Source organism: Labrenzia sp. PO1, from assembly GCF_012273635.1.
GTDB lineage: Bacteria > Pseudomonadota > Alphaproteobacteria > Rhizobiales > Stappiaceae > Roseibium > Roseibium algicola.
Genome location: NZ_JAAXCR010000001.1, coordinates 557,169 through 575,639 on the forward strand (window position 1 = coordinate 557,169; position 18,471 = coordinate 575,639).

At 59.7% G+C, this 18,471-nt stretch carries 19 protein-coding genes; 9 read left to right on the top strand and 10 right to left on the bottom strand.

Translation table 11 applies throughout. From position 1 onward, the window contains the following. Positions 1 to 116 precede the first annotated feature (116 nt). Positions 117 to 1,133: a 1-aminocyclopropane-1-carboxylate deaminase gene (locus HCG46_RS02670; RefSeq protein WP_168684486.1), complete on the top strand. Its 1,017-nt coding sequence runs from the start codon at positions 117 to 119 to the stop codon at positions 1,131 to 1,133. Positions 1,134 to 1,207: 74 nt separating this feature from the next. Here the strand turns inward: HCG46_RS02670 and HCG46_RS02675 are convergent, their stop codons facing one another. The 5 genes from HCG46_RS02675 to HCG46_RS02695 all read right to left on the bottom strand — a co-directional run bounded on the left by HCG46_RS02675 (position 1,208) and on the right by HCG46_RS02695 (position 4,651). Beyond that, a complete protein-coding gene (locus HCG46_RS02675; protein WP_023000575.1) occupies positions 1,208 to 1,822 on the bottom strand; it encodes an MliC family protein in 615 nt (204 codons plus the stop codon). Positions 1,823 to 1,990: 168 nt separating this feature from the next. Then, on the bottom strand, positions 1,991 to 2,788 hold the full coding sequence (locus tag HCG46_RS02680) for a siderophore-interacting protein (protein WP_173017336.1): 798 nt from the start codon (positions 2,786 to 2,788) through the stop codon (positions 1,991 to 1,993). 232 nt (positions 2,789 to 3,020) lie between these two features. Continuing rightward, positions 3,021 to 3,515, bottom strand: a complete 495-nt coding sequence (locus HCG46_RS02685; RefSeq protein ID WP_031269160.1) for a YHS domain-containing (seleno)protein — start codon at positions 3,513 to 3,515, stop codon at positions 3,021 to 3,023. 151 nt (positions 3,516 to 3,666) lie between these two features. Next, a complete protein-coding gene (locus HCG46_RS02690) occupies positions 3,667 to 4,275 on the bottom strand; it encodes a TetR-like C-terminal domain-containing protein (protein ID WP_168684488.1) in 609 nt (202 codons plus the stop codon). Next, positions 4,268 to 4,651, bottom strand: a complete 384-nt coding sequence (locus tag HCG46_RS02695; RefSeq protein ID WP_168684490.1) for a darcynin family protein — start codon at positions 4,649 to 4,651, stop codon at positions 4,268 to 4,270. Before HCG46_RS02695 ends, HCG46_RS02690 begins: the two co-directional genes overlap by 8 nt. A 156-nt stretch (positions 4,652 to 4,807) precedes the next feature. On the opposite strand from HCG46_RS02695, the gene gatC reads away from it, so the two are divergent. The 7 genes from gatC (at position 4,808) to mdoH (ending at position 12,547) form a co-directional block, all read left to right on the top strand. Continuing rightward, positions 4,808 to 5,095 carry an Asp-tRNA(Asn)/Glu-tRNA(Gln) amidotransferase subunit GatC gene (gatC, locus tag HCG46_RS02700; protein ID WP_152506052.1) on the top strand — a complete coding sequence of 96 codons (288 nt, stop codon included), beginning with the start codon at positions 4,808 to 4,810 and terminating at the stop codon, positions 5,093 to 5,095. 14 nt (positions 5,096 to 5,109) lie between these two features. Then, complete coding sequence (locus HCG46_RS02705) at positions 5,110 to 5,583, top strand: GNAT family N-acetyltransferase (RefSeq protein ID WP_168684492.1); 474 nt, start codon at positions 5,110 to 5,112, stop codon at positions 5,581 to 5,583. Positions 5,584 to 5,595: 12 nt separating this feature from the next. Continuing rightward, on the top strand, positions 5,596 to 7,080 hold the full coding sequence (gatA, locus tag HCG46_RS02710) for an Asp-tRNA(Asn)/Glu-tRNA(Gln) amidotransferase subunit GatA (protein ID WP_023000568.1): 1,485 nt from the start codon (positions 5,596 to 5,598) through the stop codon (positions 7,078 to 7,080). A gap of 444 nt (positions 7,081 to 7,524) precedes the next feature. Continuing rightward, complete coding sequence (locus HCG46_RS02715; protein ID WP_168684494.1) at positions 7,525 to 8,634, top strand: NAD(P)/FAD-dependent oxidoreductase; 1,110 nt, start codon at positions 7,525 to 7,527, stop codon at positions 8,632 to 8,634. A 199-nt stretch (positions 8,635 to 8,833) separates the two neighbouring features. Next, positions 8,834 to 10,426: a glucan biosynthesis protein gene (locus tag HCG46_RS02720; RefSeq protein ID WP_228148032.1), complete on the top strand. Its 1,593-nt coding sequence runs from the start codon at positions 8,834 to 8,836 to the stop codon at positions 10,424 to 10,426. Then, the gene (locus HCG46_RS02725; RefSeq protein ID WP_023000565.1) at positions 10,423 to 10,791 is read left to right on the top strand and encodes a hypothetical protein; all 369 of its coding nucleotides are present in this window, start codon (positions 10,423 to 10,425) and stop codon (positions 10,789 to 10,791) included. The genes HCG46_RS02720 and HCG46_RS02725 overlap by 4 nt, the downstream gene beginning before the upstream one ends. Position 10,792: 1 nt before the next feature. Then, the gene (gene mdoH, locus HCG46_RS02730; protein WP_023000564.1) at positions 10,793 to 12,547 is read left to right on the top strand and encodes a glucans biosynthesis glucosyltransferase MdoH; all 1,755 of its coding nucleotides are present in this window, start codon (positions 10,793 to 10,795) and stop codon (positions 12,545 to 12,547) included. Between the two features lie 109 nt (positions 12,548 to 12,656). On the opposite strand, the gene HCG46_RS02735 is transcribed toward mdoH, so the two are convergent. From HCG46_RS02735 to HCG46_RS02750, 4 genes are all read right to left on the bottom strand, one after another. Continuing rightward, positions 12,657 to 13,007 carry a ribbon-helix-helix domain-containing protein gene (locus HCG46_RS02735; RefSeq protein WP_023000563.1) on the bottom strand — a complete coding sequence of 117 codons (351 nt, stop codon included), beginning with the start codon at positions 13,005 to 13,007 and terminating at the stop codon, positions 12,657 to 12,659. Between the two features lie 237 nt (positions 13,008 to 13,244). Continuing rightward, positions 13,245 to 13,838, bottom strand: coding sequence for a DJ-1/PfpI family protein (locus HCG46_RS02740; protein ID WP_168684496.1), 594 nt, complete (start codon positions 13,836 to 13,838; stop codon positions 13,245 to 13,247). A 425-nt stretch (positions 13,839 to 14,263) separates the two neighbouring features. Then, positions 14,264 to 15,034, bottom strand: coding sequence for a class II aldolase/adducin family protein (locus tag HCG46_RS02745; protein WP_168684498.1), 771 nt, complete (start codon positions 15,032 to 15,034; stop codon positions 14,264 to 14,266). Beyond that, complete coding sequence (locus HCG46_RS02750; RefSeq protein WP_168684500.1) at positions 15,031 to 16,161, bottom strand: TauD/TfdA family dioxygenase; 1,131 nt, start codon at positions 16,159 to 16,161, stop codon at positions 15,031 to 15,033. The genes HCG46_RS02745 and HCG46_RS02750 overlap by 4 nt, the downstream gene beginning before the upstream one ends. Before the next feature lie 167 nt (positions 16,162 to 16,328). On the opposite strand from HCG46_RS02750, the gene HCG46_RS02755 reads away from it, so the two are divergent. Continuing rightward, positions 16,329 to 17,228, top strand: a complete 900-nt coding sequence (locus HCG46_RS02755) for a LysR substrate-binding domain-containing protein (protein WP_075283538.1) — start codon at positions 16,329 to 16,331, stop codon at positions 17,226 to 17,228. 10 nt (positions 17,229 to 17,238) lie between these two features. Here HCG46_RS02755 and HCG46_RS02760 read toward each other — a convergent pair whose 3' ends face one another. Next, positions 17,239 to 18,366, bottom strand: coding sequence for a transporter substrate-binding domain-containing protein (locus HCG46_RS02760; protein ID WP_353621806.1), 1,128 nt, complete (start codon positions 18,364 to 18,366; stop codon positions 17,239 to 17,241). Positions 18,367 to 18,471: the final 105 nt, after the last annotated feature.

An 18,471-nucleotide genomic window follows, 5' to 3' on the forward strand; every position in this document is an offset into this window, starting at 1 on the left:
TGAATCAATATACGCTTCAAGTTCTCAATAACAGAAAAAATACATCAAACTTTGAAAGCACCTTTCTGAAAATTTCTGCAAGGCTCAAAGGGTCAACAATCAATCCGGTGTGCTCCATGAACCTCAGCAAGTTTGAACGCTATCCCCTCACCTTCGGCCCAACGCCCATCGAACCTCTACCCCGGCTTTCCGAAGCGCTTGGCGGCAAGGTGGACATTTATGCAAAGCGGGACGACTGCAACTCCGGCCTTGCCTTTGGCGGCAACAAGCTGCGGAAATTGGAATATATCGTACCCGACGCGATCGCTTCCGGTGCGGACACGCTGGTTTCCATCGGCGGTGTCCAATCCAACCACACCCGCATGGTTGCAGCCACCGCCGCAAAGATCGGCATGAAATGCGTTGTGGTGCAGGAAAAATGGGTACCGCACTACGATGCGGTCTACGACCGGGTCGGCAACATTTTGCTGACACGTCTCATGGGGGCGGATTCCCGTCTGGTCGACGACGGCTTCGACATCGGCATTCGCCAGAGCTGGGAAGACGCAATGCAGTCCGTGCGCGATGCGGGTGGCACGCCTTACGGCATTCCTGCCGGGGCATCCGTCCATAAATACGGTGGCCTTGGTTACGTGCGCTTTGCCGAGGAAGTGAAGCAGCAGGAAGAAGAGCTCGGTTTCACGTTCGACTACATCATCGTCTGCGTGGTTACCGGCTCCACCCAGGCCGGAATGATCGTGGGCTTCGCCGACCAGAACCGGGCGGACCGCGTAATCGGCATCGACGCCTCCGGCACCCTTGACCAGACCCGTGCGCAGGTTCGCCAGATCGTCGACAACACGGCCTCCCTTGTGGAACTTGGCCGCGCGGTCCGGGACGACGAGATCGTGATCAATCCTGACTACGCCTACCCCGCGTATGGTGTTCCCTCTGAAGAGACAAACGACGCCATCCGGCTTGCCGCCAAGACCGAGGCAATGATCACCGACCCGGTCTACGAGGGCAAATCCATGCAAGGCATGATCGACCTGGTCAAGAAGGGCAATATTCCAGCCGGATCGAAGGTGCTCTACGCACACCTCGGCGGCGCCCCCGCCCTCAATGGCTATAGCTACTATTACAAGGACGGCTGACTATGAGCAGTCGGCCGCTGCCTTATCGCACCGGCCGACTTTTTTCTGCGGTCTGACAGGCGGTCAAAGGCCTGTCAGCTTCGCACCTTGCAATCGAAAGACGTGCCCTGAGGCCAGTCCACCATGGCCTCGTCTCCCTTGATCCAGAAAAGAATGCCGAAATCGCCTTCGTAACGCGCGCCGGATCCGCTCGGACCCTGCACCACGATTTCCGTCGTGTCACCGCGCTCCAACCGTGCAGACGGTGGCTCGGTATCGAAGAAGGTCGCCACAATCTCGTCTGCCGGGTTTTCGTTGCAGGTGTAAAAGACCGGGGCCTGTCCCTTGATCAGTTGATAGCGCGCTGTCAGTTCTGCGATCCGGCGTTCATAGGCCGAGCGGACGCAGGAGAGTTCGTCGTCACTCTTCCAGCATTCGTCGCGCCCTTTCACCCAGCCGCGTTGATAGGCCTTCAGCGTGTTGAGTTCCTCTTCGGCGCCCGCATCAAGCGACTTCACGACGCCAACCGCGCCTTCATAGATATCAGCCAGTTTCTGGTCCAGTGTTCCAAGATCATCATTCGAACAGACCAGCTTTTCGGCCGAACTTTCCGCCTTCGCACAATCGAAGGCCGGGCCGGCTGCCCAAGCCGCCGGCACAAAGGCGAACCCGGCAACAACGAGCCCAAGACCAACTGCAAAACCACGCATGAGAATGCCTCCCGAAAGACCTGTAACAACAGATCTAACGGATCTCAGGTTGATGGCAAGATTTGGGTCGCCGGAAGATATTCGACCACACGGTCAGACCGGCGTTCTGCATCCACCCGGTTGGAGCGAGCCCAACCGGCGAGAAGTGCGATGTTCCAGCAAGAGGCCTCAGGCGGCTTCCGCCCGTTTGAGCTGCTGATGCTCGTCCTCGACAAGTCCGATTTTCCAGTAGCCGGAAATGTAGGTGTCCGCCTTCGGCACTTTCCGCTCGTTGTGAAGATGATCCCGAAGGGCCCGAATGACGGAGCTTTCACCTGCAATGCAGGTCTGGATCGTTCCCGCAGGCCATTCCAGAGATTTCACGAGGTCAACCTGCGCGGTTGAAGGCAGATGCGGGTTATCCTGGACCAGCCATCTGATTTCCACGCCTTCTGGTGCTGCAATCTCGCGCTTGTCGTCTTCTGACGGAACTTCGAACAACACGAGACCCCTTGCCTCGCGCGGCATAGCCTCCAGCGTCGCTTCGACCACCGGCATTGCCGAAAGGTCTGCCGCAAGCAAATACCAGTCGGCATGAAACTCGGTGATTTTCGGCTGGCTTGGGCCGAGAAAACCCAGGAAATCTCCCTCTGCCGCCCGCTGCGCCCAGCGCGTTGCAGGCCCTTCGTCGCCGTGAGCAACAAAGTCGATATCGAGTTCCAGCGTATCCCGGCGGAAAGAACGGACGGTATAGGTGCGAACCGGATGGACGCGTTCGGAAGGCCCGTCCGGCGCATAATGCGCTTCGAAGGCTTCGCGGCTTTCGCCGTCGCGCGGCAACAGCAACTTGCAGTTCGCGCCCTCGTGCCCTTCGGGAAAACCCTGCAACTCCGGGCCGGCAAAGGTGACACGGATAAGATTTGGACTGAGGTAGTGCGTCGACTTGACGGTTAGAAATCTGGGCTGGCGTTTCGCAGGAGTGGCCAAGGAGGACCTCATAAATCTTGAGTAATAATCTCAAGATTTAACATCGACGATCGCCGATTAAAAGATCTGCCTTTCGGAAAAGTGTAACGGCACCTTGCAGAAGGGACCTGCGCGGTCCGGAGCCAGGTTCGCGCAACGCCTAGCCTGGATGGCGCGTGCGCGGATCATGTTATTCCGAAAAAAGCCTGAGCCCGCCGATTGACGGGCTCAGGCCAGGAAAACACTCGACAGATCAGTCGCGGATGATCGGCTCTTTCAGATCGCCCGGGTTCTTCTCCTTGATGATGTCCCAATTGAGGGTCGCCTTGCGGATATATCCCGGCACATCTTCCTCGAACCGCTCCTGCACCTTCAGGGAGTTGTTCAGGTAAAGCTTGCCGTCGACGATCGACCAGGCTTCCGGCACCACCGGAACCTTGAAACCCATGGCGGCACCGAAAGCACAAAAGCCGCCGTATTGAGGGGCATATTTCGCCGGGTCGGCAACAAACTTGTCACGGTTTTCCGCGGACGAGAACTTCCAGGTCACATCGTCATACTCTGCGGTGAATTCATCGGAGCCGGCAACGGGCTTGCCATCCGTGAAATAGGCAACCGGATCGGTGCCGCCGATTGCAGCCCCGCCTTTGGTGAAAGTGGTGATCTCATCAGCGGAAGCGGTAAAGGCAGCAGCGGAGAAGAGCGCGGTCAGTCCGAGCAGAACGGATTTGGACGTATAGAGCGGCATGTGCGTCTCCATTGGGGTGAGAATGGCGTGATCAGGTGAAGCCTAACGCTCCACGCGGAAAAAAACATGTCTTCTGCCGCAGAATTTGGCCAATCACCCTTGATCACAGAGCCGCTAACGGCGAGCGAGAAAATCGTGATGGCGGCTGTCTTCACAATCCGGGGAGGCCCGGCAGATCCGGGCGTGGTACGGGTTGGCGCGGTGCCACCAGCCCCAGCACCAGATAGATGGCCGTTTCTATGTCCCTCGTCTCGATCCTGATATTGCGGATCAGCAGGCGGAAATAGATGAGGCCGAGAAGCAGGTCGATCCGCGCTTCCATGTCAGCTTCGAACGGGGTCGCGATGAAGATCTGCCGCAGGACCAGACGTCTGGCAGTCTCCGCCTCATCGAGGACGCCGGCAAGGTCCGGCCTGCTTCGATAGGGAACCAGTGCCCGAACCGCCGCGCCCAACGCGGTATCCTGCAAGGCCGCAACGGTGTTCGACAGACACTGCCGCAGATCCTCCGCAACGCTGCCCCGCTGAGGCGGTGCCGGGTTCACGCTGGCAAGAGCTGCTTCGACAGACGCCGCAATCAGCGCCCCCTTGTCCGCATAGCGCCGGTAGACCGCCTGCTTGCTGGTGCGCGCTCGCGCCGCAATGGCGGCAATCGTCGTCTTTTCGTAGCCGTTTTCGGCAAGCTCAATCAGCGTGGCCTCCAGAAGCGCCTTGCTGACCCTGCCCTCCCGCGGCCGGCCGGCATTGCCTTCCTCAGGCATCTCCAGCCTCCGCAACCACAGCACTTTGAAGATTTGCCTCGTAGTCCTGAAAGCCATTCTCGATGCCGGTGGTCACGTTGACGATCCGCGCATAGGGTTTTGAGAAGATCACCGTGTCGCGCAGTTCCTCCCACAAGTGATGATAGGCGCGCATGTCGGAAAACCGGCAGATCGCGAAATCCGAAAACCCGCCAGCCAGGGCATCGGCGTCAAACCATTCGAAAGCAACCTCTGGATGACGCGCCAGGATTGTGCCGATCTGGCCGGCAATCTCGCCTCTTTCCTTGCGGCTGAGCGCCAGCCAGGCTGGTTCGAAAGCCAGATAGACGATGGCCGCCATCGGCAATGGCCGGATCGTTTCGCAAGACTGGATCACGTGCAAATTCCTATTTCGGTTCCCATTGGTACCGATTTATTCTTATTTCTCCCGCAAGGCAAGCCTGCGCTCTTGCCTTCCCCGCGCGGCCGCCGCAAGAAGAGCGCAAGCCATGAGCGGATTTCCGCTTCAGGCACCAGTAACGACGAGGAACACATGTCTGTTGATACCGATACGGTGAAACGCGTTGCCCGGCTGGCGCGCATCAAGGTGAGCGAAGAAGACGCGACCCGCATGACTGGCGAATTGAACGCCATTCTCGGCTTTGTCGAGCAACTGGACGAAGTCGATATTTCCGGCGTCGAACCGCTGACGTCCGTGGTTGAACAGACCATGAAAAAGCGCGCCGACGGCGTGACCGACGGCAACAAGGCTGCCGACATCACCCTGAACGCACCGGCCTCCGAAGATAATTTCTTCATGGTGCCGAAAGTCGTCGAATAAGCGGACCAACCCGGATGATCGCACCCGTTCCAGCTATTGCCGTCGAAACGCCCCTGTCTGCCGACATGGGTGAGATGATTGCCGAGCTGAACGACCTGCTGCTGACACTTAGCCCGCCCGAGGCCTGCTACCACATGACGGCTGAAGAGATGTCCGGCGAGGCAACGACTGTCTTCGTTGCACGGATTGACGGCAAGGCAGCTGCCTGCGGTGCCCTGCACCGGCACGCTGACGGCATTGCCGAGGTCAAGCGCATGTACACCAGACCGACCTTTCAGGGCCTCGGCCTGGGAAGCAGCATTCTGGACCGGATCATTGAGCTGGCAACCCGGGAGGGCATTTCCATGCTCGTTCTGGAAACCGGCGACAAACACCCGGCTGCCTGGCGCATCTATGAACGAGCCGGCTTCAGCCGCTGCGGACCGGTGCTCGATTATCCCGACAGTCCCTATTCCATCTTCTATTCCCGGCCGCTGGCGGCCGCCTGAGAGTTCAAATCCATGACCGATCTGACCAAACTGACCATTGCCGAGGCCCGCGAAGGCCTCAAAAACAAGGACTACACGTCCCTGGAACTGACCGATGCCTTCATCAAGAACATCGAAGCCGCCAATGAAAAGCTGAATGCCTATGTCACCGTGACCACCGACAAGGCGCGCGACATGGCAAAGGCATCCGACGCCAAGCTTGCCAAGGGCGAAGGCGGTGCGCTGGAAGGCATCCCTCTTGGCATCAAGGACCTTTTCGCCACCCAGGGCGTACACACCCAGGCCTGCAGCCACATTCTGGACGGCTTCAAACCCGCTTATGAATCCACCGTTACGTCCAACCTGTGGGCCGACGGCGCGGTCATGCTCGGCAAGCTGAACATGGACGAGTTCGCCATGGGCTCCTCCAACGAGACCTCCTATTACGGGCCGGTGATCAACCCATGGCGGAAGAAGAACTCGAACCAGGATCTCGTCCCCGGCGGGTCTTCCGGTGGTTCTGCCGCCGCCGTTGCCGCCCGCATGTGCATGGGTGCCACCGCAACCGACACCGGCGGCTCCATCCGTCAGCCAGCCGCGTTCACTGGCACTGTCGGCATCAAGCCGACCTATGGCCGTTGTTCCCGCTGGGGCGTTGTTGCCTTTGCTTCCTCGCTCGACCAGGCCGGCCCGATTGCTCACACCGTTCGTGACAGCGCGATCATGCTGAAATCCATGGCCTCCGTCGACGCCAAGGACACCACCTCGGTCGATCTGCCTGTGCCGGACTATGAAGCGGCCATCGGAAAATCCGTGAAGGGCCTCAAGATCGGCATTCCGGCAGAATACCGCCTGGACGGCATGCCTGCCGACATCGAAGCGCTCTGGCAGAAGGGTATCGATTGGCTGAAGGACGCCGGTGCGGAAATCGTCGACATTGCGATGCCGCACACCAAATACGCCCTGCCGGCCTACTACATCGTGGCACCGGCGGAAGCTTCCTCGAACCTCGCACGTTACGACGGTGTGCGCTACGGCCTGCGCGTGCCGGGCAAGGACATCGTAGAGATGTACGAGAACACCCGTGCAGCAGGCTTCGGGGAAGAGGTCAAGCGCCGTATCCTGATCGGCACCTATGTGCTGTCCGCCGGTTACTACGATGCCTACTACCTGAAGGCCCAGAAGGTTCGCACTCTCATCAAGCGCGACTTCGACCTGGCCTGGGAAAACGGCGTCGACGCAATCCTGACCCCGGCAACCCCTTCGGCAGCCTTCGGCGTTGCCGACCAGGACCTTCATTCCGACCCGGTGAAAATGTACCTCAACGATATCTTTACCGTGACCGTGAACATGGCCGGTCTTCCGGGCATTTCCGTTCCGGCCGGCCTCGACAACAATGGCCTGCCGCTCGGTCTTCAGCTGATCGGCAAACCCTTTGAGGAAAGCACCCTGTTCCAGGTCGGTCAGGTCATCGAAGATGCCGCCGGCTCGTTCTCACCGGAAGCCTGGTGGAGCTGATCCCGTTTGTTGATATGCGCCCCGGACCTTTCATCGGCCCGGGGCTGCACACCCGATTTTCTCCGGTCCGTCCAGCCTGACCATAACATTGCCGTCGCTTTGAGCCGGCAGTCCCCTCAAGAGCATGTTCCTGGCGTGAACTGGGTTGGAGCAAACATCCCTCCACCGTCATGCCATGGCTCAGACGTGGCATTGAAGCCGCGCCCTTTCATCGTTATTCGCTGATGCTTGCGGCTCCTCATACGAACCGGACGGATTGCCGGGTCGAGCCCGGCAACAACGGAGTGTGGATTATGGGTTTCAATCCAAGGCAGAGCGAAGTTCGTTGATTTGACTCCCAGGCCTGTGTTTCCATCCGCAGTTCCAGCATCGACGTCTGGAGCAAGCCGTGGCATGACGGGCTGACAAGGAAAAGAACGCGCGACCAGGATTGCCGGCAACACCATGCATGACATTGAAACCCTCGTTATCGGTGCCGGTGCCGTTGGACTTGCGATTGCGCGTGAACTGGCGCTGACCGGTCGCGAGGTCATGGTGCTGGAACAGCATGGCCTGATCGGATCGGAAACCAGCGCCCGCAATTCGGAAGTCATCCACGCGGGCATCTACTATCCCACGGGCAGCCTGAAGGCTCGTTTTTGTGTGGAGGGCAAAGAACGGCTTTACCGGTTTTGTGCCGAGAATGGCGTCGGTTTCGAGCAGATTGGAAAACTGATCGTTGCGTCCAATAACGATCAGTTGGAGCAACTGCAGTCAATCCGTCGCAAAGCGGCGGAAAACGGCGTTACAGATCTCGTATTACTGGACCAGGACAGCCTGAACGAAGCCGAACCGGAGCTTGCCTGCACCGGCGCACTGCATTCCCCCTCCACAGGCATCGTCGACAGTCACGGTTTCATGCTGGCTCTCCAGGGAGAGCTCGAGGCTAACGGCGGTCAGGTTGTGCTGAACACGAGAGTTGCGCGCCTCGAGCGCCTGGCTGATGGCGGTTACCGGGTGCATGCGGAAACGGAGGGAACGGAAACCTATGCCCTCACCTGCAAGGAGTTGATCCTGTCCGCAGGCCACGGCGCACCTGCCCTGGCTGCCGGGCTTGAGGGTGCCAATCCACCGGCCGCCTACCTCGCAAAAGGCAGTTATTTCAAGCTTCAGGGCAAGGCCCCTTTTTCCAAGCTCATCTACCCCGTGCCGGAACCCGGCGGGCTCGGTGTTCACCTGACACTCGACCTGCAGCACCAGGCACGCTTCGGTCCGGATGTCGAATGGGTGGAGGTTGCCGACTACAAGGTGGATCCCGCCCGGGGCGACAGGTTCTATGCCGCCATCCGCAGCTACTGGCCCGGCCTGCCGGACGATGCACTCCTGCCCGACTACTCCGGCATCCGGCCCAAGATCGCCGGTCCGGGTGAACCCGCGGCCGATTTCCGAATTGACGGGCCGTCAGATCATGGCCTTGCGGGTCTGGTCACGCTCTACGGAATCGAATCCCCCGGCCTCACATCGGCCATGGCAATCGGAAGTTACGTTGCCCGGCTGGTTACAATCGGCATCTGAGCGGAACTTTTTTCAAAAAAATATGAAACCAACCGGCTGTTTGGACGTTTGAAAGTCGAACGAACAAGCGTACGATGCTGCATTGCACAGGAATGCCATTTTTTGGACCGGTTTTCTCCATAAAATTGCTGCAGTGCGCGTGCTCATTCAAAAGTGAACCAAAAAGAACACTTTATTTTCAACAAGGTGGCCAATCGTCGTGATCAATCGGCGCACGTTTTTATCGGCAACGGCCCTGGCGGCCGGTGCTCTGGCAGGCGCGGACATCCGCACTGCACTCGCAGCAGAGAATACCGCACCTGCACAAACAGGCGGAGCCTTTGCGGCAGGCGAAGAGTTTAACTTTTCCGCGCTCGTCGAGCGCATGAAAGAAAAGGCCGGGAACGCATTTGCGCCCGATGTACCGGCTCTTCCCGAAATCCTCGCCAATCTCGATTATGACCAGCATCGTGCAATCCGGTTCAATCCCGAAAAGTCCGTCTGGAAGGACACCGGCAGCAACTATCAGCTTCAGGCGTTCCACCCGGGCTGGCTCTACAAGGAGCCGGTGGAACTTTATGAGATCGTCGACGGCAATATCAGCGAACTGCACTTCACCGGCGCGGATTTTGAATATCGCGAGCCGCTGGATCCGGAAAAATTCAAGGATGTGGATCTGCCGGGCATCGCCGGCTTCCGCCTGCACCATCCGCTGAACACTCCGGAATATTTCGACGAGTTGGTGGTGTTCCTGGGGGCAAGCTATTTCCGTGCGCTCGGCAAGGGCAACGTCTACGGCCTGTCCGCACGCGGACTTGCGATCGATACGGCCATCGCCGGACCGGAAGAGTTTCCACGTTTCACGAAGTTCTATCTGGAGCGGCCGACGGACGGCGCTGCCGAAATGCGGCTCTATGCCGAACTGGAGAGCGAGCGCGTTGCCGGTGCCTACCAGTTCACGATCAAGCCGGGCATCAACACGGTTGTGGAAGTGGATGCGCACATTTTCCTGCGCGACGATGTCGAACGCCTCGGAATTGCGCCACTGACTTCGATGTATCTGTTTGGCGAGAACGACCGCACCAACTTCGACGACTATCGCCCGGAAGTTCATGACAATGACGGTCTCTTGATCCTGCGCCAGAATGGCCAGCGTCTGTGGCGGCCGGCCCGCAATCCGGAAAAGCTTGCCCTGTCCTTCTTCAACGAGGAGAACCCGGCAGGCTTTGGCCTGTTGCAGCGCGACCGGAATTTCGATCATTACCAGGACACGGAAGCCAAGTATCAACGCCGCCCGTCGCTGTGGATCGAGCCGATCAACGACTGGGGCAACGGCCAGGTCATGCTGGCGGAAATCCCGGCCGAAAAAGAGATCTACGACAACCTCGTTGCCTGCTGGGTGCCGGAAAACGGCGCCAAGGCAGGCTCCGAACATCGCTTTGCCTATCGGATGATCTGGGGCCGTGAACCGGAACCGGGAACCGAGCTGGCACAGGTAATCGCGACCAGCACAGGGCATGGTGGCGCGGCTGCCTCGGATCCGGACCCGAAACTGCGCAAGTTCGTCGTGGAATTTGCCGGCGGAAATCTGGGTGACATGGGTGCGGAAGCTCCTCTGACACCGAGACTGACCCTGCAGAACGGCAAGGTGGAGCATCAGTTCGTCCAGCGGCTGGAAAGCGGCAGCTGGCGTGCCGTGCTCGATATCGCACGGGACGACGAGGAAATACCGGTCGAGTTCATTCTCGCCCTGCAACTCGACGGCACCGATGTAACGGAAACCTGGATGTATCAGTGGAGTGGGAACAGATGACATCGCATGTGAGTATCGATCAGACGACCAGTCCGACCCTTTTTGCCGACAGTAAGCTGCTTGAAGAAATCAGGACTGTCCTGAAGCGGCCCGACCTTGGCGACGACGTCCTCTTGTCCGTTCTGTCCGGTTCCGCCGCCACGCGCCGTGGTATCGACCATTTTAGCGGCACGCCGCAAGACCGGGCAGCCTTCATCAGGACATTGCCGGTGCCTGCCCCCCGTCACGGGCTGGAAATGCCCCATCACGACCTCAACCCGCCACTGGCCGTGCGCTTTGCCCCGCTTGTCGCCCTGTGGCAACGGGCTGTGCAGCCGCTTGCTCCGCAGTTGAAGCGCGTTCCGGTTCCAGCCAAGGACCGCTGACATGAAGAAGGCCAGCTCCGAAGCCTGGTCGACGGCCTTCCGGCGGCTGGCCATGGCAGTGATCGCCCTGTGCCTGACCACGGGCGCTTCGTACATGTTTGCCATTGTTGTCCAGTCGGACGGTTTCGACTGGCTGGACATCGTCCGCATCGCGCTGATGGCGGTAGCAAGCTTCTGGCTGGCCTGGGGCGGATGTATCGCCCTCTTCGGCATCCTGTTTCCGCCTGAGGAAAGGGCAACCGCAGAAGCTCTGCCTGAAGGTCGCACCGCCGTTCTGCTGCCGATCTACAACGAAGCAACCGGTCCGGTGTTCGCCCGGCTGGAGGCCATCATGAAATCGGTTGCCGCCCTGCCCGCGGCGGACCGCTTCGATTTTTTCGTCCTGTCCGACACCACCAAGGCGGATGTTGGCGAGGAAGAACAGCGTGCCTATGAGCGACTGCTTGTTCGCCAGAACGCCGGTGGCCGCCTGTTCTATCGGCGGCGCGAACAGAACATTGGCCGCAAGGCAGGCAACATTGCCGACTTCCTGACGACATCGGGCGGTGCCTACGACTACATGCTGGTGCTTGATGCCGACAGCCTGATGGATGGCAAGACCATCCTGGAAATGGTCCGGCGCATGGAAGCCGATCCGCGCCTGGGGCTGCTGCAGTCGCTGCCGCAGATCATCGGACTTTCCACCCTGTTCGGACGCCTCTTGCAGTTCGCGACCGGTCTCTACGGGCCTTACTTCGCGCGCGGCCTTGCCGCCGTTCAGGGCGAGGAAGGCACCTTCTGGGGACACAATGCGCTGATCCGCACCCGCGCATTTGCAGCTGCCTGCGGCATGGCTCCGCTTACCGGCAAACCGCCCTTCGGTGGTCACATCCTCAGCCATGACACCGTTGAAGCTGCGCTCCTGGCGCGCGACGGCTGGAAGGTCCGTCTCGACCCGGACCTGACGGGCTCCTACGAGGAAGCCCCCGCCAACATGGTCGACTACGCCAAGCGTGACCGGCGCTGGTGTCAGGGCAACCTGCAGCACAGCCGCATTCTGGCGGCCCCACGCTTCCGCTTCTGGAGCCGGATTTCGATCCTGCAAGGTGTCTTTGCCTACCTGGCCTCGCCGATCTGGTGCATCTTCCTGCTGGCAAGCCTTGCGGCTCCGCTGGTCGCTCCGCCCCCGGTCTACTTCGACGGTCATTCGCCATTCCCGGTCTTTCCGCATCCGGAAACGACCACGGCGCTCGCCCTGCTGTTCGGTCTGGTGGCTTTGTTGATCCTGCCCAAGCTGCTGCTTGTTGCCCGGGCGCTCTTTGGCGGCAACTCGGCGGACTTCGGCGGCCCGGTGCGGCTTCTGATCAGCTTTCTTCTTGAAATCCTGCTGACCTCGATCCTTGCGCCGATCCACATGATGTTTCACTGCCGCTCGGTGTTTCAGGTGCTGACGGGTGCTGACAGCGGCTGGCCGACAGCCGATCGAGACGACGGTTCGCTGCCGATCACCGCGGCGTTTTCCGCCACCTGGTGGATGAGCATTGCAGGCGCCGGCGCAATCGCCTTCTCGCACACCTATGCGCCGGAGATGTTCTACTGGCTGCTGCCTGTTGCCCTGCCACTGGTTGTCGCTCCGCTCCTGGTCTGGATGACGGCATCTGTGCTGCTGGGCAAGGTCACGAAGAAACTGGGGCTCTTCCAGGTCCCGACCGAGGCAGGCCCGGTTGCGGTCGCCGAAGACATGCGTCTGGCGCTTTCGCAAGAAGCGGCTGCCTGACAAGGCGCCGTGTCACCAGCACATGAAAAGCCATCCCTGGTCATCCCGGCAGCGTGGTGCTCGGCCGGGATGACCAAGGAAAGCTCCTGAACTCATTTCAGCGCATGTCTCAGTGAATACGGCCGGTTTCGGCTTCCAGAATACCGTCCGCATCCAGGCCCGCGATAGGCAGGCGCTTGTCGGTCGGCACATCGCCAGACAGCTGCAAGGCCAGGTACCGGCCGCAGCAAACGCGCAGGAAGCTTGTGAAATTTCCGAGATCATGACCCGCGTCGATGCTCTCGTGGTGAAGCTTGGTGATCAGTTGCACCACATTCATGCCGTCCCGTCCGGCGATCTCGTCCAGAACCTTCCAGAAGAAGGTTTCCAGCCGCACCGATGTCACCATGCCGTCAATGCGCAGCGACTTTGTCGTGCTTTCCCAAAGCGTGGAATCTGCCTCGATGAAGAGCTTGCACATGATGTTTCCTTCGTGACGGACTGGCGAGCTGAAATCGCGGAGCTGTCTCGGTATATCAACGCCCGTTATTTGTACTCAGCCTAGTCCGCTTCCCGCGTGCGGGAAAGAGGTCAGGTAGCGTGTAAGTGGCCGGCCCGGGACTTGTCGCGCCCCCTTCGGGGCACCACTCTTGCGTTTTCTCGGACAAGGCAAACGGAGTTGATGGTGCGGGCAATTTGTTGGCCCGCACCGTTTGCCTCAGGCAGCCAGGGAACCCTCGGCCGCACCACTCAGAACCGCATGGAACTGCGACAGCCATGCCGGATGCGCCGGCCATGCAGGAGCGGTAACAAGGTTGCCGTCGGTCACGGCGCCGTCGATTGCGATCTCGGCATAGGTGGCGCCTGCAAGCTCCACTTCCGGACGGCAGGCCGGATAAGCCGAAACGGTGCGGCCCTCGATCACCTTGGCAGCAGTCAGGATCTGCGCGCCGTGACAGATTGCGGCAACGGGCTTGGCCGCGTCCATGAAATGCTTCACGGCATCGATGACAGCCGCATCAAGACGCAGATATTCCGGAGCCCGCCCACCCGGGATTATCAGGGCATCGTAACCGGCAACGTCGACATCGGCGAAGGTCGCGTTCAGCGTAAAGTTATGGCCGCGCTTTTCCGAATAGGTCTGGTCACCTTCGAAATCGTGGATACAGGTGGCGACCGTCTCACCGGCCTTCTTGCCGGGGCATACCGCATCGACCGTGTAACCCATGGCAAGCAACGTCTGAAACGGCACCATGGTCTCATAATCTTCGGTGAAATCACCCGTGATCATCAGGATCTTCTTCGCGCTCATGCTCTGTCCTCCAGCTTGGCAAATTGCGATGGAGAAAGGCTAGCAGTCCGCGGGTTTGAACGGGTATTAGGTCGCTACTACAGGTGAGATTTCTGCAGTTTTGGCGGTTTATTGCAGGAATACTTGCCCGCCCGTCATTTAAGACAAGTGAGGCGGAAGCCGAACGCTGATCCGAACGCAGACATGTTTTTCGGCAAAGCCGCTCCTGCTCAAGATTGAATGATGATCAATGATCAGAAGCTCGCTGAAGCTCGCGCTGACATCTGATTTCCAGCTCACGCGATGCCGCTATGTGCCTTGCGAGCAGGCCCCGGATCTGCGCTGCGCTTGTCCGGGGCGACACCAAGAAGGATTGCCATGCTTTGCCCAAATGCATTTCGCCTCCCCGCATTGGAGAGGCGAAGGCAAGTCGGCATCGACGGATCTCAGTCGCGGTAATCCGGCTCGCTCCGGTCAAGATCACGCTTCCAATAGTCGAAATGGGCATAGCCCATGCCGACATAGGGCTCCCATTCGGCAGCCGTCTTGGCGGCCAGGTTGTCCGACATGATAGCCAGCGGCTGACCGGTCCCATAGGCTTTCAATAGCGTTTCAGCAGCCCGTTCGAAGAAATAGAGATGCTCGAAGGCTTCAGCGACAGAGACGGCGGAAATCGACACCCCGTGATTGCCCATCACAAGAACCGGCTTATCGCCGAGTGTTTCGGCAATCCGCCTGCCCTCCTCCGCCTCGTCAGCCATGCCGCCGAAGCCGAGATCAACCGCAACCTTGCCGAAGAAACGCGCGGTGTTCAGGTCGATCGGTTTCATCGACGGATCCTGCAGCGTCGCCAGCGCGGTCGCATTGGGCGGGTGACAGTGGAACAGCACCCGCGCCTTGGGATTTTCCCGGTGAACCGTGCCGTGGATGCACCAGGCGGATGGGTCTGGGGCATTTTCACCCGCCATCACGGTGTCATCATTGGCATCGAGCAGCAACAGGTCGCTGGCCCTGATTTCCCCGAAATGTCGCCATTTGGGGTTCATCAGGAATTTCGAACCATCTTCGGAAACCGCGGCGCTGAAATGATTGCCGACGGATTCGCTCCAGCCGAATTTTACCGCCAGACGAAAGGCAGCTGCGAGGTCTTCCCGCAAGGCCTGTTCGCTTTGCCGGTTCGGGTCAGCCCCGAAGCGTACATCCGTAACGACACTCATTTGAAACGTCCTTCCCCGGACAGGATCCGGTAAGTGGAGCGCAGCTCGCCCCTGTCGGTATAGCAGCCACGCAGGTGCCGATTGCCGCTGGTTGCCGAATAGGCAGCGCGACCGTGCACGATGCGGTGATTGTCGAAGACAATACATTCGCCCGCATTCAGACGGAACCGCATCAGGTATTTGTCGTCCCGCATCATCCGTCCGAAGCGGCAGAAGGCCGGGTAGTAACGGTCGAGTTCATGCTGCGGCATATCGAAGATATCGGCATGGTGCTGGCTGATCGTGACACCCGAAATATTGCCGTGCTCATCCAGCTCGATCACCCGCTGGCGAGACCGCATGTCGAACGTGTCATGCTCGCAGAAATAAGGCACATCCACGGTGATCAGAAGTTCGAAGTCTTCCGGATAGGCCTTGCGGAAGTCTTCGGCGACAGCCAGTCCGTCCACAAAGATGCTGTTGCCGCCCTCGACCGAATTGGCCCGGCAATGCAGGAACTGCACGCCCGGCGCAAGATCTTCGTCCGGCAAGTCTGTGTGAAGCGGCAGGGCCTTGGCAGTGAAGGCAAGGTTGGTCGGCTTGATGTGGGTTTTTACTTCAAACGTCAGACCGAAGTAGCTCGGACGCACATAGCCGATCAGGCCGGCCGTGTCGGTGAGCGCTTCATCCGTATCCGGCAAGCCGGTCAAAAGCGCGACACCATCCGTCAGCATCGCCTTGGCCCAGTCGCGCCGACGCGCGGTGTCGTTGGTAACCTCGTCATGGGAAAAACGGGCCATCTTCGGATAGTGGTCAGCGTACCAGGGCACTCTTTGAAGGTTGGCGATATCGGGGCGCTTTTCGCCATTGGAATAGGCATTGAGCAGGGACAGCGGCAGTCGGGAGACGTCGTTTGTGCCGGCCCAGGCGATTTCCAGATCGCCCCCCACGATGGCGGCGGAGGCTGCTTTTGGCGCTTCGTCCAGGGCAAAGATGTCGTTGACGCGTTCGCGGGTTTCCGGGTCGAAGGAACTCGGGCAATTGTCGCGCAGCCAGTAGTAATTGAAATAGGCGGTTTGCCCGTTGCTCAGCGGCACATCGAGTCCTTTTTCCTGCAGCAACACACCCGCATCACCAGTTCCAAGCATCAGATCCGTCCTTAAGTTTAGCTCATCAGCCTTGCAAACACTTCGCACAAGTCACTGCAAAGCGCTGCGTTCCAGTTACTTTCTGTGAAGTTGCTCTTGCACTGGCGATTTGGAAAGGTGATAAAATCGAAACTTAACTTAAGCATTCACTTAACTTGGACAGACAAATGCTCCGCTTCCCCCCGCTCAGACTGCTCACCGTCTTCGAGACGGTTCAACGCGCGGGAGGCACCAAGGCGGCGGCGGGCGAATTGAATGTATCCATGTCGGCGATCAGCCAGTCCTTGCGACAGTTGGAAGAACACGTCGGCACCGCCCTGATCGATCGCAGCACAAGGCCGGCCGGCCTCACTGCCGCCGGCGAGATCCTGCTGAAAGCGGTGATCGAAAACCGCGAACGGCTGAGCGAAGCCCTGAACGACATCCAGACACTTGCCGATCCCGCCAGCGCCTCTGTCACTGTTGCCTGCACCGTCGGCTTCGCCACCTACTGGCTCATGCCCCGGCTTGAGGCGTTTTATCTGGACCACCCGGAAATCCCGGTGAACGTTCACACCACGCAGCAGGAGGTCCCCCGGCTTGGCCAGGGGACCGATATCGCCATGCGCTATGGCGACGGCCGCTGGGACGACGGCACGGTCGAACAAATGTTCCGCGAGCTGGTTGAGCCCGTGTGCGCCCCTTCCCTTGCCGAGCGTATCCGCGCCGATGGCGGCAGCCTGGGGTCAGCCTTTCTGATCCATGTGGACACCAGCGATCGCCGCTGGATTTCCTGGCAGGAGTATCTTGCCCGCACGGGGCAGAAGGCTGCCGGTTCGGCCAAAGGCCTCCGGTTTTCCAACTATGTCCAGGCCACCCAGGCGGCCTTGTCGGGTCACGGGGTCATGCTCGGCTGGCGCTCGATCACCGGTGACCACGTACAAAACGGCCTGCTGGTCCCTGCCGGCCTGCCGCCGCTGCAGCCAAACAACGCCTATCATGCCGTGCTGTCGCACCGCAGCCGGAACCGGGAAACGGCCGCCATTGTCGTTGACTGGTTGAGGGCTGCCGCGCAGCCACAGCTCTAGGGAATGGCTCCTAGCGCTCATCGCCGAAGTAGCGCACGCGCAATTGCTCGATCATGTCCGTCTCATGCGCCGTCAGCAATTCAAGCGTCAACGGCCGTGTCCACGGACTGCCGTGCGCAAGGGCAAAGCCGTATTTGTCCGGTTCGAAGATCGGGCCGATCACCTCGACATTCGCCCGCGGGTGACTGTGAGCGTAATACTCAAGGACAGGCGCATCGCCCACAACGGCGTCAATCTCATCATTGCGCAGAGCAGCGACTGCACCTTCGATGTCGTCAAATGACCGGTGCGACCAACCGGATGCTTCTGCGAACTCCTCGGCCACGCTGCCGGCGAAGACGCCGATACTCTTGCCCGGCAGATCGGCAAGACTGTTGATCTGGTTTGTGAGCGATAGGGTTGTCATGACGCTGGTCACCGACGAGGTCACATAGGCCATCACCGCGATGCCGCAGACCAGCCAGAGCGCCTGCCAGATGCGGCCTGGCCAACCAAACAGGTTCTTGCGCGACGGCGCCTTGCCGGATGTCACAACGGACATGACCGCATAAAAGCTCTCCGACACGCCTTCCGGCCAGCCCCGGGGAAAGTTCTTGTCGAAACGCCGGTCGAACAGCGTCATCAGAGCCGTTGCAAACACGATCACAAGCGCCAGCCAGCCATAGGCTCTCAGGTAACCGGATTCCTGCAGGCCCGTTATCACCTCGCTGAAACTCGCTCCCTGACTGTCAGGCACGAGAATGCGCAGGCCCGCATCGAACCAGGGCTGGGTAAAGTCGATCCTGTCGGCGCGCTTGCGGGTGATCGTCAGGTTGGTGACGGCAATACCGATGGATTTGTCCGCCGCTGCATCCACCAGCTCCCGGATGGTCGGGAAGAGCCGATATTCGTAGAGAATTCCGTTTTTCTGCGCCAGTGCTTCCCAAAGGTCAACCGCCATGCCGGAATAGACACCCGGCTCTTCCTCCATGACAAAGGGCGGGCTGATATAGAGGCCGACGCTGACCGGCGAGCCCGGCAGCGGTGGATTGTCGTCCCCCTCCGCCGTCTGCCCCAATGCCGGCAGCGCGAGAAAAATCGACAGGCAGAGCACAAGGGCAGCTGACAGGCATCGGCAGAAATTCGAGCAGGCGGTCACGATGGCCTCCGCTTGGCAGAAGGGGAATCACGCTGAAAGTTTCTGAAGGGTAAGCCGCTACGCCAAAACCATGCAACCTGTGCCCACACAGGCTGCTCATGAATA

What these genes read in the sequence shown, in the direction of transcription:
- HCG46_RS02670 (WP_168684486.1), top strand. Translation starts at nt 117, where the DNA reads ATGAACCTCAGCAAGTTTGAACGCTATCCCCTCACCTTCGGCCCAACG.
- HCG46_RS02675 (WP_023000575.1), bottom strand. Translation starts at nt 1,822, where the DNA reads ATGCGTGGTTTTGCAGTTGGTCTTGGGCTCGTTGTTGCCGGGTTCGCC.
- HCG46_RS02685 (WP_031269160.1), bottom strand. Translation starts at nt 3,515, where the DNA reads ATGCCGCTCTATACGTCCAAATCCGTTCTGCTCGGACTGACCGCGCTC.
- HCG46_RS02690 (WP_168684488.1), bottom strand. Translation starts at nt 4,275, where the DNA reads ATGCCTGAGGAAGGCAATGCCGGCCGGCCGCGGGAGGGCAGGGTCAGC.
- gatC (WP_152506052.1), top strand. Translation starts at nt 4,808, where the DNA reads ATGTCTGTTGATACCGATACGGTGAAACGCGTTGCCCGGCTGGCGCGC.
- HCG46_RS02705 (WP_168684492.1), top strand. Translation starts at nt 5,110, where the DNA reads ATGATCGCACCCGTTCCAGCTATTGCCGTCGAAACGCCCCTGTCTGCC.
- gatA (WP_023000568.1), top strand. Translation starts at nt 5,596, where the DNA reads ATGACCGATCTGACCAAACTGACCATTGCCGAGGCCCGCGAAGGCCTC.
- HCG46_RS02715 (WP_168684494.1), top strand. Translation starts at nt 7,525, where the DNA reads ATGCATGACATTGAAACCCTCGTTATCGGTGCCGGTGCCGTTGGACTT.
- HCG46_RS02725 (WP_023000565.1), top strand. Translation starts at nt 10,423, where the DNA reads ATGACATCGCATGTGAGTATCGATCAGACGACCAGTCCGACCCTTTTT.
- mdoH (WP_023000564.1), top strand. Translation starts at nt 10,793, where the DNA reads ATGAAGAAGGCCAGCTCCGAAGCCTGGTCGACGGCCTTCCGGCGGCTG.
- HCG46_RS02735 (WP_023000563.1), bottom strand. Translation starts at nt 13,007, where the DNA reads ATGTGCAAGCTCTTCATCGAGGCAGATTCCACGCTTTGGGAAAGCACG.
- HCG46_RS02740 (WP_168684496.1), bottom strand. Translation starts at nt 13,838, where the DNA reads ATGAGCGCGAAGAAGATCCTGATGATCACGGGTGATTTCACCGAAGAT.
- HCG46_RS02745 (WP_168684498.1), bottom strand. Translation starts at nt 15,034, where the DNA reads ATGAGTGTCGTTACGGATGTACGCTTCGGGGCTGACCCGAACCGGCAA.
- HCG46_RS02750 (WP_168684500.1), bottom strand. Translation starts at nt 16,161, where the DNA reads ATGCTTGGAACTGGTGATGCGGGTGTGTTGCTGCAGGAAAAAGGACTC.
- HCG46_RS02755 (WP_075283538.1), top strand. Translation starts at nt 16,329, where the DNA reads ATGCTCCGCTTCCCCCCGCTCAGACTGCTCACCGTCTTCGAGACGGTT.